At 62.9% G+C, this 13,445-nt stretch carries 9 protein-coding genes; 6 read left to right on the top strand and 3 right to left on the bottom strand.

Going from position 1 to position 13,445, the window contains the following annotated elements:
• The 5 genes from gltB to RQX22_RS13390 all read left to right on the top strand — a co-directional run bounded on the left by gltB (position 1) and on the right by RQX22_RS13390 (position 8,576).
• On the top strand, positions 1-4,536 hold the full coding sequence (gene gltB / locus RQX22_RS13410; protein ID WP_315727051.1) for a glutamate synthase large subunit: 4,536 nt from the start codon (positions 1-3) through the stop codon (positions 4,534-4,536).
• A 3-nt stretch (positions 4,537-4,539) separates the two neighbouring features.
• Positions 4,540-5,931 (top strand): glutamate synthase subunit beta, encoded by a 1,392-nt coding sequence (locus tag RQX22_RS13405; protein WP_315727050.1) that lies wholly within the window; start codon positions 4,540-4,542, stop codon positions 5,929-5,931.
• A gap of 179 nt (positions 5,932-6,110) precedes the next feature.
• On the top strand, positions 6,111-6,854 hold the full coding sequence (locus tag RQX22_RS13400) for a TorF family putative porin (RefSeq protein ID WP_315727049.1): 744 nt from the start codon (positions 6,111-6,113) through the stop codon (positions 6,852-6,854).
• Between the two features lie 38 nt (positions 6,855-6,892).
• Positions 6,893-7,231 carry a P-II family nitrogen regulator gene (locus RQX22_RS13395; protein WP_315727048.1) on the top strand — a complete coding sequence of 113 codons (339 nt, stop codon included), beginning with the start codon at positions 6,893-6,895 and terminating at the stop codon, positions 7,229-7,231.
• Positions 7,232-7,247: 16 nt separating this feature from the next.
• Positions 7,248-8,576: an ammonium transporter gene (locus tag RQX22_RS13390; RefSeq protein ID WP_315727047.1), complete on the top strand. Its 1,329-nt coding sequence runs from the start codon at positions 7,248-7,250 to the stop codon at positions 8,574-8,576.
• Between the two features lie 133 nt (positions 8,577-8,709).
• Here the strand turns inward: RQX22_RS13390 and RQX22_RS13385 are convergent, their stop codons facing one another.
• Complete coding sequence (locus tag RQX22_RS13385) at positions 8,710-9,396, bottom strand: GntR family transcriptional regulator (protein WP_315727046.1); 687 nt, start codon at positions 9,394-9,396, stop codon at positions 8,710-8,712.
• A gap of 149 nt (positions 9,397-9,545) precedes the next feature.
• Here RQX22_RS13385 and ppc point away from each other — a divergent pair, with 149 nt between their 5' ends.
• Positions 9,546-12,218 (top strand): phosphoenolpyruvate carboxylase, encoded by a 2,673-nt coding sequence (gene ppc / locus RQX22_RS13380; protein ID WP_315727045.1) that lies wholly within the window; start codon positions 9,546-9,548, stop codon positions 12,216-12,218.
• 24 nt (positions 12,219-12,242) lie between these two features.
• Here the strand turns inward: ppc and RQX22_RS13375 are convergent, their stop codons facing one another.
• Positions 12,243-12,374, bottom strand: coding sequence for a hypothetical protein (locus RQX22_RS13375; RefSeq protein ID WP_315727044.1), 132 nt, complete (start codon positions 12,372-12,374; stop codon positions 12,243-12,245).
• A gap of 139 nt (positions 12,375-12,513) precedes the next feature.
• Positions 12,514-13,395: a phenylalanine 4-monooxygenase gene (phhA, locus tag RQX22_RS13370; RefSeq protein ID WP_315727043.1), complete on the bottom strand. Its 882-nt coding sequence runs from the start codon at positions 13,393-13,395 to the stop codon at positions 12,514-12,516.
• Between the last annotated feature and the right edge of the window lie 50 nt (positions 13,396-13,445).

The following is a 13,445-nucleotide window of genomic DNA, read 5'->3' as shown; positions in this document are numbered from 1 at the left end:
ATGCAACAGCCTGCGAAACAGGGTCTTTACGATCCCCGCAACGAAAAGGACGCCTGCGGCGTCGGTTTCGTTGCGAACATTCGCGGGCAGAAATCGAACGGGATCATCCGTGATGGTCTCCAGATGCTCGCGAATCTCGACCATCGCGGGGCGGTCGGTGCCGATCCCCTGATCGGCGATGGCGCGGGCTGTCTCATTCAGATCCCGGACGCGTTGCTGCGCCATTGGGCGGAGGGCAATGCCATCAGCCTGCCGCCGCCCGGCGACTATGCGGTCGCCATGTGCTTCCTGCCGCAGGATCCGCGCAGCCGTGAAGCCGCTATCGCGCAGCTCGAGCATTTCGTGGAGATCGAAGGACAGATCCTGCTGGGCTGGCGCGACGTGCCCACCGACACGAAGGGTATGAGCCCGACCATCGTCGCGGCGATGCCGGTGATCCGCCAGGCGATCATCGCACGCGGTGCGCGCGTCAAGGATCAGGACGCTTTCGAACGCAAGATCCTGGCGATCCGCAAGCAGACTCTCAATCCGCTCGGCGATCTGGCCGTCAAGAAGGACCTGCCCGGGATCGCCAATTTCTACATCCCGAGCTTTTCGAGCCGGACGGTCGTCTACAAGGGCTTGCTGCTCGCGACCCAGGTCGGCAGCTTCTACAAGGATTTGCTCAATCCGCTGACGACGTCGGCGCTGGCGATGGTGCACCAGCGCTTTTCGACCAATACCTTCCCTTCCTGGAAGCTCGCCCACCCATTCCGCTTCATTTCCCACAATGGCGAGATCAACACCGTCCGCGGGAATGTTAACTGGATGAACGCGCGCAGGCGCACATTGCAATCGCCGCTGCTCGGCGCCGATCTCAACAAGATGTGGCCGCTCATTCCGCATGGGCAGTCGGACACGGCGAGTCTCGACAATGCCGTCGAGCTGCTGGTGGCCGGCGGCTATTCGCTGCCGCACGCGATAATGATGTTGGTTCCCGAGGCCTGGGCCGGCAACAGCCAGATGGACCCCGATCGCAGGGCCTTTTACGAATATTTCGCGGCCCTGATGGAGCCATGGGACGGACCTGCGGCGATCGCTTTTACGGACGGCCGGCAGATCGGTGCTACGCTCGATCGCAATGGCCTGCGTCCGGCCCGTTTCACCGTGACCGACGACGACCGCATCATCATGGCTTCGGAAAGCGGCGTGCTGCCGATCCCGGAGGAGAATATCGTCCGCAAATGGCGGCTGCAGCCTGGGCGCATGCTGCTGATCGATCTCGACGAGGGCCGGATCGTCGAGGACGAGGAGATCAAGGCAAAGCTCGCTGAGGCCGAACCATATGGCGAGTGGCTGCGGGACACCCAGTTCAAGCTGGAGGAGCTCCCGCCGGCGGCCGCGACAAATGATCCCGCCGATGCCGGCACCTTGCGCAAATTGCAGCAGGCTTTCGGCTATACGGAAGAAGATCTGAAGCTCTTCCTGGCGCCGATGGGCCAGCATGGCGAAGATCCGATCGGATCGATGGGCAATGATACGCCGATCGCCTTGCTGTCGAAGCGCCCCAAGCTTCTCTACGATTATTTCAAGCAGAACTTCGCCCAGGTCACCAATCCGCCGATCGACCCGATCCGGGAGGCGATGGTGATGTCGTTGGTGTCCATGATCGGCCCGAGGCCGAACCTGCTCGGGCACCATGCGGGCGCTTTCAAACGGCTGGAAGTATCGCAGCCGATCCTCGACAATGAGGATCTGGAGAAGATCCGCTCGATCCACGAGGCGATGGACGGCAGCTTCCGAACCGCCACGCTCGATGCAACCTGGCCAGGCGGCGGCACGGGCAAGGCGCTCGAGGCCGCATTGCAGCGCTTATGCTGGGAGGCGACCGAAGCGGTTCTGGCCGACATCAACGTTCTCATCCTCTCCGATCGCGGCACCTCCGCCGATCGCGTGCCGATCCCGGCGGCGCTGGCGACCGGCGCGGTCCACCATCATCTGATCCGCCAGGGCCTCAGGATGCAGACAGGGCTCGTGGTGGAGACGGGCGAAGCGCGTGAGGTCCACCATTTCTGCGTGCTTGCCGGCTATGGTGCGGAGGCGATCAATCCCTATTTGGCACTCGAGACGCTGGAGGCCTTGCGCGTGGCCGATGCGGTGGCCTTGCCGTCGGAAAAGGTCCGGGCCAATTACATCAAGGCCGTCGGCAAGGGCATGCTCAAGGTCATGTCGAAAATGGGCATCTCCACGTATCAATCCTATTGCGGCGCGCAGATCTTCGATGCGGTCGGCCTGGCCACGCCGTTCATCGACAAATATTTTTCCGGTACCGCCACCATGATCGAGGGCGCTGGTATCGAGGAAATCGCGGAGGAGGCCGCGCGCCGCCATCAGCTCGCCTATCGGAAGCCCTCGGATATATTGGATCTGGGCGGCACTTATGCCTGGCGCGTAAAGGGTGAAGATCATGCCTGGTCCCCGGACAGCATTGCCGATCTCCAGCACGCCGTGCGGGGCAATCTGCCGGAAAAATATGCCAGCTTCGCGGCGGCGATAAACGACCAGAACCGGCGCTTGATGACGATCCGGGGCTTGATGGAACTGAAAACGACGCGATCGCCGGTGCCGCTGGAGGAAGTCGAGCCAGCCGCCGCGCTGGTGAAGCGTTTTGCGACCGGCGCCATGAGCTTCGGCTCGATCAGCCGGGAGGCGCATACCACACTGGCGATTGCCATGAACCGGATCGGTGGCCGTTCCAACACGGGCGAGGGGGGCGAGGAAAGCGATCGCTTCAGGCCGCTCGACAATGGCGATTCCATGCGCTCGGCCATCAAACAGGTGGCATCGGGCCGCTTCGGCGTCACCACCGAATATCTGGTCAATGCCGACGATCTCCAGATCAAGATCGCGCAAGGGGCGAAACCCGGCGAGGGCGGCCAGCTGCCCGGCCACAAGGTCGACAGGAATATCGCTGCGGTCCGTCATTCGACGCCTGGCGTCGGTCTGATCTCGCCGCCGCCGCACCACGACATCTATTCGATCGAGGATCTGGCGCAGCTCATCCACGATCTCAAGAACGTCAACCGGCGGGCGCGCATTTCCGTTAAGCTCGTGTCGGAAGTCGGTGTCGGCACGGTAGCGGCCGGAGTTGCCAAGTCGATGGCCGATCATGTCACCATTTCCGGATTCGAAGGCGGGACGGGTGCTTCGCCTCTGACGTCGCTCAGCCATGCCGGCCTGCCGTGGGAAATCGGTCTCGCCGAAACCCAGCAGACTTTGGTTCTCAACGGCCTGCGCGGCCGTATATCGGTGCAGGCCGACGGTGGCCTCAGAACGGGACGGGACGTCGCCATTGCGGCGATCCTGGGTGCCGACGAATTCGGTTTCGCGACGGCACCGCTGGTCGCGAGCGGCTGTATCATGATGCGCAAATGCCATCTGAACACATGCCCCGTCGGGGTCGCGACGCAGGATCCGGTACTGCGCGCCCGTTTCACGGGACAGCCCGAACATGTCATCAATTACTTCTTCTTCGTCGCCGAGGAACTGCGGGCGATCATGGCGTCGCTCGGCGTCCGCAAGCTCGATGAAATGATCGGCCGACCGGAATTGCTCGACGCCCGGCCGGCGGTCGACCATTGGAAGGCGAAGGGGGTCGATCTCAGCCGTCTGCTCTATTCGCCGAAGACAGATAATGCTGCGGCCCGCTGGAACAAGGAACGCCAGCAGCACGGCCTGGAGGATGTCTTCGATCGCGATCTGATCGCCGCCGCCCAGCCCGCTCTGGAGCGTCGCGAAGCCGTCCTGATCGAACGGGAGGTCGGCAATGTGAACCGCAGCGTCGGCACGATGTTGTCGGGCGAGGTTGCCCTGCGCTACGGCCATGATGGATTGCCCGAGGATACGATCCTGGTGCGCTTGCGCGGGACCGTCGGCCAAAGCTTCGGGGCATTCCTTGCCCGCGGCGTGACGCTGGACCTGACCGGCGACGCCAATGATTATGTCGGCAAGGGATTGTCCGGTGGACGGATCATCGTCCGCCAGCCGCCGGAGGCTCACCGCGACGCCACCGCCAACATCATCGTCGGCAATACCGTTCTGTACGGCGCCATTGCCGGCGAAGCTTATTTCAACGGCGTCGCGGGGGAGCGGTTCGCGGTCCGAAATTCGGGCGCCATCGCCGTGGTCGAAGGCGTTGGCGACCATGGCTGCGAATATATGACGGGGGGGCTTGTGGTGGTGCTCGGCTCCGTCGGCCGCAATTTTGCCGCCGGCATGTCCGGAGGCATCGCCTTCGTTTATGATCCGGACAACCGGCTCGAGCTCCAATGCAATGGCGCCGGCATCGCGCTGGAGCCGGTGGAGGATGAGGATCGGCTGAAGGAGCTGGTGGAGCGGCATGCCCGCGCGACCGGTAGCCAGCGCGCGCTGGAGTTGCTCGCTGATTGGGGCAAAGCGGCCCGGCATTTCGTGCAGGTAATGCCGATCGAATATCGACGGGCTTTGCGTGATCTTGAAACCGAGGCGGCACGTTCCGCCGACATGGCGGCAGCGTAAGACATGGGCAAGACAACCGGCTTTCTGGAAATCGATCGGCGCGAGCGTTCCTATGCGCCGGCGAAGGAGCGGATCAGGAATTGGAGCGAGTTCGTCGTCGAGCCGCCGGCCGAGGAGGTGCGCGCCCAGGCGTCACGCTGCATGGATTGCGGCATTCCCTTCTGTCATAGCGGATGTCCGGTCAACAATCTGATCCCCGACTGGAATGATCTCGTATATCGCGACGATTGGCGCGCCGCACTGGACAGACTCCATGAAACCAACAACTTTCCGGAATTCACCGGCCGCGTCTGCCCGGCACCGTGCGAAGCATCCTGCACCCTGAACATCATCGATAACCCGGTGACGATCAAGTCGATCGAATGCGAGATCGTCGATCGCGGATGGCGCGAAGGCTGGATCAGGCCGCAGCTGGCCCCGCGCGGTACCGGCCGCCGGATCGCCGTCGTCGGCTCGGGCCCGGCTGGTCTTGCTTGTGCGCAGCAACTGGCAAGGGCCGGCCATGCTCCGACCGTGTTCGAAAAGAACGACAGGGTCGGCGGTCTGCTTCGTTATGGCATTCCTGATTTCAAGCTGGCCAAGGATCAGCTCGACCGCCGCATCGCGCAGATGGAAAGCGAAGGCGTCATCTTCCGAACGGGCATGTATATCGGCCGGGAATTTTCGGTTGAGCGCATCATGGATGATTATGAAGTCCTGGTCCTTGCCGGCGGCGCCGAGCTTCCACGCGACCTGGATGTGCCGGGCCGGGACCTGGACGGCATCCATTTCGCGATGGACTTCCTCTCCCAGCAGAATCGTCGCAACGCAGGCGATGGCGAAGGCAGGGCGGCGCCCGCCGGCACCATTTCCGCGACGGGCAAGCACGTCGTCGTGATCGGCGGCGGCGACACCGGGTCGGATTGCATCGGCACCTCTCATCGCCAGGGCGCGCTTTCGGTGACGCAGCTCGAAATCATGCCGCAGCCGCCCTTCGCGGAGGACAAGGCGCTGACTTGGCCGCATTGGCCGATGAAGCTTCGCACCTCTTCGTCGCAAGAGGAAGGCGCGGATCGGGAATTCTCGACCATCACCAAGGCTTTCGTCGGAGCGGAAGGGAGGGTCGCCGCCCTCCAGTGCGAGCGTGACGGCAAGCCGCTTGAGCTCAGGGCCGATCTCGTTCTCCTGGCGATGGGCTTCTTGGGACCGCAGATCGAGGGTGCGGTCGCCCAAAGCGGCGTGGAGCTCGGCCCGTTGGGCGCGGTCAAGGCCAATATGGCGGATTATCAGACCAGCGTGCCGAGAGTCTTCGCCTGCGGAGACATGCGGCGCGGTCAATCGCTCGTCGTATGGGCAATAAGGGAAGGCCGCGAGTGCGCTGCAGCAGTCGATATGTTTCTTTCTCAAAAAGCATAAACGCAGCCAGATCAATTGCTTGAAAGCGCAACTGCGAGAAATATCGGGATCCCGAATTTAGCCTATTGTGCGCCGCAACATTATGTGCACAACTCTGACATCTTACGGTAACCTGTTCGACATCCCGAGATGGGATCCCGTAGGCGGAGAGGATTGATACCACCAAGGGGGTACCAATCATGCGCGTCAAAATTCTCGTTTTGTCTTCCGCCTTCGGGTTCGGCCTTGCCGCGTCGCCCGCCGTCTCGGCGCAGGAAGTGCCAGGCGAGTTCACCGTCAGCGGCGGAGCCACGATCGTCAGCGACTATCGCTTTCGCGGCATTTCACAGACCGACAAGCGCTTTGCCGTTCAGGGAACGCTGGGCGTCAGCCACATTTCCGGCTTTTATGCGAGCGTCTGGGGCTCTTCGATCGACGACTACGTCTATAATGGCGCCGATCAGGAAATCAATTTCATCGCAGGCTACCGGCGCACGTTCGGCGGCACGACGATCGACGCAGGCATTCTCTATTATTATTATCCGGGTTCGGGCGGCATAAGCTCCGATTTCTTCGAGCCTTATGCATCGGTCGCGCACACGATCGGCCCCGTCACCGGGAAGCTGACGGCCAATTATGCTCCGAAACAATCGGCGCTCTCGGTCGGAACCGGCAAGGAAGATAATCTCTATGTCGCCGCCGATCTGTCGGCCGGAATTCCCAATACGCCGGTCGGCCTGACCGCGCATTTCGGCCACAGTTTCGGCCCGTCATATCTCACGATCGGGGATGAATATAGCGATTGGGGACTCGGGGTGACCTACACCTGGAACCGCCTGACCTTCGGCCTGAACTATGTCGATACCAACGGCACGTTCATGACGCCGAGCGGCCGCAACGCGAGCAAGGCCGGCATCGTCGGTTCGGCGTCGGTATCTTTCTGAGGGGCATTGGAACGCGAAGCAATTTCGAGGGAGGCAATATGAAACTGATCATCGCCATCATCAAACCGTTCAAGCTGGAGGAGGTGCGCGACGCCCTCACCGATCTCTCGCTTCAGGGCATGACCGTGTCGGAGGTGCGTGGTTTCGGCCGGCAAAGGGGCCAGACCGAAATCTATCGGGGTGCCGAATACACGACCAGCCTCATTCCCAAGGTCAAGATAGAGCTCGTCGTGGCGAACGATCTCGTGTCGCAAGTGGTCGAGACCATCCAGCGGGTCGCGAATACCGGGACGATCGGTGACGGGAAGCTTTTCGTAATCGACGTCGAGCAGGCCGTGCGTATCCGTACGGGCGAGACCGATGAAGCGGCGATTTAGCAAATTGGGGGATATCATGAACAAGTCTATGCGCGCCGTGTCCCGTCTGACCGGCATATTCGCGATTTTCCAGATCCTTGGATCGGCGGCACATGCTGCCGCTCCTGCCGCACTCACGGTGGACAAGGGCGATACGGCGTGGATGCTGACCGCCACGATACTCGTATTGTTGATGATCCTTCCTGGCCTCGCCCTCTTCTACGGGGGGCTGGTGCGCTCCAAGAACATGCTTTCGGTCCTGAGCCAGATATTGGGGATCACCGCTGTCGTCATCCTGGTCTGGGTCGGCTGGGGTTATTCGCTCGCCTTCGACGCTGGATCTCCCGTGGTCGGCGGCACCGGGAAGCTGTTTCTCTCGGGAATCACCGGGGATAGCATGGCGGCTACCTTTTCCGAAGGCGTCGGCATACCGGAACTTGTCTTCGTCGCCTTCCAGATGACCTTCGCAGCGATCACCGCCGCGCTGATCGTCGGATCGCTGGTCGAACGCGTGAAATTCTCGGCCATGTTATTGTTCAGCGTCATATGGGCGACGATCGTCTACGCGCCCATCGCCCATATGGTGTGGGCGAGCGACGGCCTGATCTTCGGCATGGGCGCGCTCGATTTCGCGGGCGGCACCGTAGTCCATATCAATGCAGGCATTGCCGGTCTGGTCGGCGTCTTCTTTGCCGGCAAGCGTATCGGTTTCCTCAAGGAATCCACGCCTCCCCATTCGCTGGTCATGACGCTGATCGGCACGGGGCTCCTGTGGGTGGGATGGTTCGGGTTCAATGCCGGTTCAAATCTCGAAGCCACGGGCGGGGCCGCGATTGCGATGATCAACACCTTCGTCGCTCCCGCCGCCGGTGTCCTGGCCTGGCTTGGGGCCGAGCGCGTCTTTTCGGGCAAGGCCTCCTTGCTCGGCGGAGCCTCGGGCGCGATTGCGGGTCTTGTCGCCGTCACGCCCGCGGCGGGGACGTCGGGGGTGATCGGCGCAATCCTGCTGGGCGCGGTCGCGGCGCTCGTCTGCTACTGGTTCGTGGCCACCGTGAAGAACCGGCTGAAGCTCGACGATACGTTGGACGTATTCGGGATCCACGGAATCGGCGGCATTGTCGGCTCGATCGGCACCGGGATCGTCACCGCGCCCATATTTGGCGGTTTTGGGGCGGAGGATTTCTCGATCGCCTCGCAGGTCGTGATCCAATTCCAGGCGGTGGCGATCGCCATCGCCTGGTCGGCCATCGGTTCGGCCGTCGCGTTCGCCATCGTCAAGGCGGTGCTCGGGCTTCGGGTTGCCAGCGACGCCGAGCGCGAGGGATTGGACATCACCGACCATGGCGAGCGGGCCTATAATTTCTGACGCCGATCGTAACAGCGGGCCGGATCCGTCGAACCGGCCCGCTGTCTATAAGTTCGCGTGACATCGTGTCGGATGCGACGCGCTCGAAGCGGGTTCCGGTCAGAGGGTGACCGGCTGGAGCCTATTCAGAGGTTCAGGTCGGGCTCTCGGTTTCGCCATCCTTGTCGAGACCGAGGCTCCGGCGCGCCGGCCCCGAATGACCGCGCATCAGCATTTCGGCAAGGTCGGCCTGCCTGGCCCCGATCGCATCGACGATGGCGTGATGCTGATGCTGGCCGGAATTGAGAATGGGGAAGATTTCGGCAGGGGCCATCCGGTTGAAGGCCACCACGCCGGGGGCGACGAACGGCACCGCATAGACACGCTGGATAAGTTCGAAGAGCAGCCCGTCGTCCGCCGCCGAAACGATGATGTCATGGAAGCGATGGTTCATTCGCGCATAAGCGACTTCGTCCTCTTCGACGAGATAACCCTTGGCGAAGATCTGGTCTCCTTCCGAAAGGCAGTCGCGGAGTTGGGCCATCACCTCCTTGCCGGGGCCGCGGACGCAGATTTCCCGCGCCGCATAGCCTTCCAGAACGCAGCGTATCTCGGTGGCGCGGAAACTGTCCTCGACGCTGAAGCGGCGGACCGCATATCCGCGCCGGCCGACCGGCTCCAGCAGCCCTTCCGCTGCCAGCAGGGGAATGACGTTGCGAACCGGCGTTCGCGACACGCCCAGTCGCTCGGCGATGGCGGCCTCGGCGACCCGGGTCCCGGGCGACAGGGTGCCGTCCAGGATCATCGTCCGTATCTTCTGGGCGACGGGTATGTCGGTCACCTCAGTCGGCCCTCTTCCCGTCTGCGCATGCGAAAGGCCTCTGGACAGCGAACATCGAGGCTGCATACGCCGATCCCGATCATTGCGTCCATATCCGTCCCGCGCTCGTTCGCCCTACGTAGAATGTCAAATCGAGGATTGTCCGTCTGATGGCTTCGTCCGAACCCAATATCGTTCAGAATCCCGACGTCCGCTATTTGGGAAGGCTGCTCGGCGACGTCATCCGGGTCTATGGCGGCGACGAACTTTTCCAGCGTATCGAACATATACGCTCGGCATCGGTCAGCCGGCATCGCGGCCTGGCCGGCGCGGAAGCCATCGACCCCGATCTCGACGCCCTCAGCCTGGACGACACCTTGTCCTTCGTCCGGGGATTCATGCTATTGTCGATGCTCGCCAATCTTGCCGAGGACCGGCAGGGTGTCGCGGCCGAGCCCGGCGCGACCCTGGCGGAGGCGATCGACACCCTGGGACGGGAAAATGTCTCCGTCGAACAGGTCGTAGCTCTGCTTCGGGAAGCGCTCATCGCGCCGGTGCTGACCGCGCACCCGACCGAGGTTCGGCGCAAGAGCATGATCGACCATCGCAACCGCATCGCCGAGTTGATGCGGGAGCGGGGCGAGGGGCAGACCGAGAGCAAGGAAGGCGACCTGATCGAGCCGGCCATTATCCGGCAGATCGCCTTGCTGTGGCAAACTCGCCCGCTGCGAAGGGACAGGCTCTATGTGGCGGACGAGGTCGAAACGGCGCTGACATATTTTCGGGACATTTTCCTGCCGGTCCTGCCCATCCTCTACGCCCGTTGGGAGCGGGTGCTGGGCTGCCGTCCACCCAGCTTCCTCAGGCCCGGCAGTTGGATCGGCGGCGACCGCGACGGAAATCCCTTCGTCGATGCCCAATCTCTTCGTTCCGCGCTCGCCCGCGCTGCGGAAACGATTTTGGACCACTATCTCTCGGAGGTCCATCAATTGGGCGCCGAGCTGTCCATCTCCAGCGATCTCGTCGAAGTGACGCCCGGCGTCGAGACGCTGGCAGCGCTTTCGGGAGACGATGCTCCGGCACGTGCGGACGAGCCCTATCGCCGTGCGCTCAGCGGCATCTACGCGCGCCTTGCCGCCAATTTCCGCGCGGTCAGCGGTCGTGATCCGTCGCCGGCGCCGCGGACTCGGGCAGAAGCCTATCCGGACCCCGTAACTTTCCGCGGCGACTTGGCCGAGATCGCCCGCGCGCTCAATGCTGAGGGCGATGGCAGGCTGGGAAGCAGCGGCCGGCTCGGTCGCTTGATACGGTCTGTGGAGACATTCGGATTCCATTTGGCCTCGCTCGACCTCAGGCAGAATGCCGAGGTCCACGAGCGGGTGGTGGCGGAGCTGCTCCGCACGGCCGGGGTGGAGCAGGATTATGCGCAGCTGTCGGAGGCCGATCGGATCGATTTGCTCCGGCGGGAGCTTGGCGGCACCCGGCTCCTCGGCAATCCTTTCGCCACCTATTCTGAAGAGACGCAATCGGAACTGGATATCGTCCGCGCGGCGGCGGAGGCGCACCGCCTGTACGGCGCGGAGGCGATCACCACCTATATCATCTCGAAGGCGGAAGGGGTTTCCGATCTTCTCGAGGTCAATATCCTGCTCAAGGAAGCCGGCCTCTGGCGCGCCGGCGATCCTCCGCAGGCCGCGATCATGGCCGTCCCCCTGTTCGAGACGATCGGCGATCTCGAAAAGGCGCCGGACGTCATGCGCGACTGGTTCGGCCTGCCCGAAGCAATGGCTCTCGCCAGGTCGAGGGGCCATCAGGAGGTCATGGTCGGCTATTCGGATTCCAACAAGGATGGCGGCTATCTCACCTCGGTCTGGAACCTCCACAAGGCGAGCCGGATGCTGGCGGAAGTCTTCGAGCAGGCTGGGACCGCGCTGCAGATATTCCACGGGCGCGGCGGCGCGGTCGGTCGGGGCGGAGGGTCGAGCTTCGCCGCGATCCGGGCGCAGCCCAAGGGTACGGTCCAGGGGCGGATCCGGATCACCGAGCAGGGCGAGGTGATCGCCGCCAAATATGGCACGCGGGAAAGTGCCATGGCCAATCTCGAGGCGATGACCTCGGCGAGTCTGCTGGCCAGCCTGGAGCCGCGTTCGGCCCGGCGCCGCGACCGCTTCTACGGTGCGATGGAAAGCATTTCGCAAGAGGCGTTCCGCGCCTATCGGGAGCTCGTCTACGAAAGCGAAGGCTTCTCCACCTTCTTTCGCCAGATGACGCCGATCGCGGAGATTGCGGGACTCAAGATCGGCTCGCGTCCTGCCAGTCGGACCCGATCCGAGCGGATCGAGGATCTGCGGGCCATCCCTTGGGTGTTCAGCTGGTCGCAGGCGCGCGTGATGCTTCCAGGCTGGTATGGCGTCGGGCAGGGGCTCGATGCGTTCGGCGATATCGGTCTGCTGCGGGAAATGACCGAAGCCTGGCCCTTTTTCCGCACCACGCTCCAGAATCTGGAGATGGTGCTGGCCAAGTCCGACATGGGGATCGCCGCGCGCTATGCCGAGCTTGTCGAGGATGCCGCGTTGCGCGACGCCATCTTCACGCGCATCCGGGATGGATGGCACAGGACCCATGATTGCCTGCTGGCCATGACCGGCGAATCCCGGCTGCTCGAGAACAATCCGCAGCTCGACGCCTCGATCCGGCTGAGATTGCCCTATATCGAGCCGCTCAATCTCCTCCAGGTCGAACTCCTGAAGCGGCATCGCGCAGGCGAGAAGGACCCGAGGATCCGGGAGGGCATCCAATTGTCGATCAATGCGGTCGCGACGGCGCTCCGCAACAGCGGCTGAAACCGGCCTTGTCGGTCGGGGGCGCTAAAGCGGTTCGGCGGCCGCCCAGCGGCCGCCTTCCTGCTTCACCATCGGCCGGGCGCAATGCTCGCAGATGCTGACGGTCACGCCCTGTTTGCGCGCGATCGCATGGACCGAGCGCCGATGAATTCCCAATAAACAAAGCAAGTTCATGCGCTACCTCGGCGCAAATAATAATGCCATCCGGCCCCATCGCAAAAGGATTTGAGCGCTTCGGGCAAATGAAATTCGGGCTGTGGCTTTTGCAGCGCAGTGCGGCTGCTTTCAAATGAGTCTAAGCTGGCCGATCGCCCGGATACAGTCTGTCCGGCTCCAGGTCGGGCTGGTCCTCGATCTCGGCCAGCAGGGCGAGCAGATCGGTGCCCTGCAGGTCCTTCAGAAGCTCCTCGAAGCTTTCGATCACGAAATAACCGCGCTGGAATGCGTCCGACCGATAGCGGGTCCGAAGCACCCGCATCAGGTCGAAACGGGTCCGCTGCGGCTCGTCGCTCTCCAGCGCGTAGCGGGATTCGGCAAAGCTGGAAGCGATGCCGGCGCCGAAAATCCTCACCTTGCCCGCCTCGCGTACCAGGCCGAACTCGACGATATACCAATAGAGACGGGCGAGCCGGTGCATGGCGCCATTATCGCCCGCCTGGAGCCCGAGCACGCCCAATGCATGCATGAAATCGGCGAAGGCCTGATCGGCGAGCAGAGGCACGTGCCCGAACACGTCGTGGAACACGTCCGGCTCTTCCAGATAGTCGAGCTGCGAAGCTTCGCGGATGAAATTGCCGGCCGGAAAGCGCCGCTCGCTCAGCAGCTGGAAGAAGATCCTGTCCGGCACCAGACCCGGCACCGCGACGACCGTCCATCCGTTCCGCTGGTTCAGGATGGTATTGAGCTTGGCGAATTCCGGGATTTCGGACTGGCTGAAGTTGAGCAGGTCCAGTCCTTCGAGGAAGCCGGAAACGGCGCGGTGCCGGAGCATCTCCTTCTGCCGAAGGAACAATATTTCCCAAACCCGATGCTCTTCCGCGGTAAAGGCATGCCAATTCTGCTCGATGATCCAGTCGTCGGGACTGGGACCCCGGTCGATGCAGCCATGGGCGGCCGGCGTCGTCCGGCTTTCCGGCATCGCGGCGGCGGCTCCGGCCATGTCCAATTGTTGCAGCATTCGTCACACCCCTCATCAAAGAAAAACCCCGCCCGGATGGTCCGGACGGG

Source organism: Sphingosinicella rhizophila (genome assembly GCF_032378825.1).
GTDB classification, from domain to species: Bacteria; Pseudomonadota; Alphaproteobacteria; order Sphingomonadales; family Sphingomonadaceae; genus Allosphingosinicella; species Allosphingosinicella rhizophila.
Note: the sequence above shows the minus strand (reverse complement) of the source record. Positions and strands in the feature narration are given on the sequence as shown.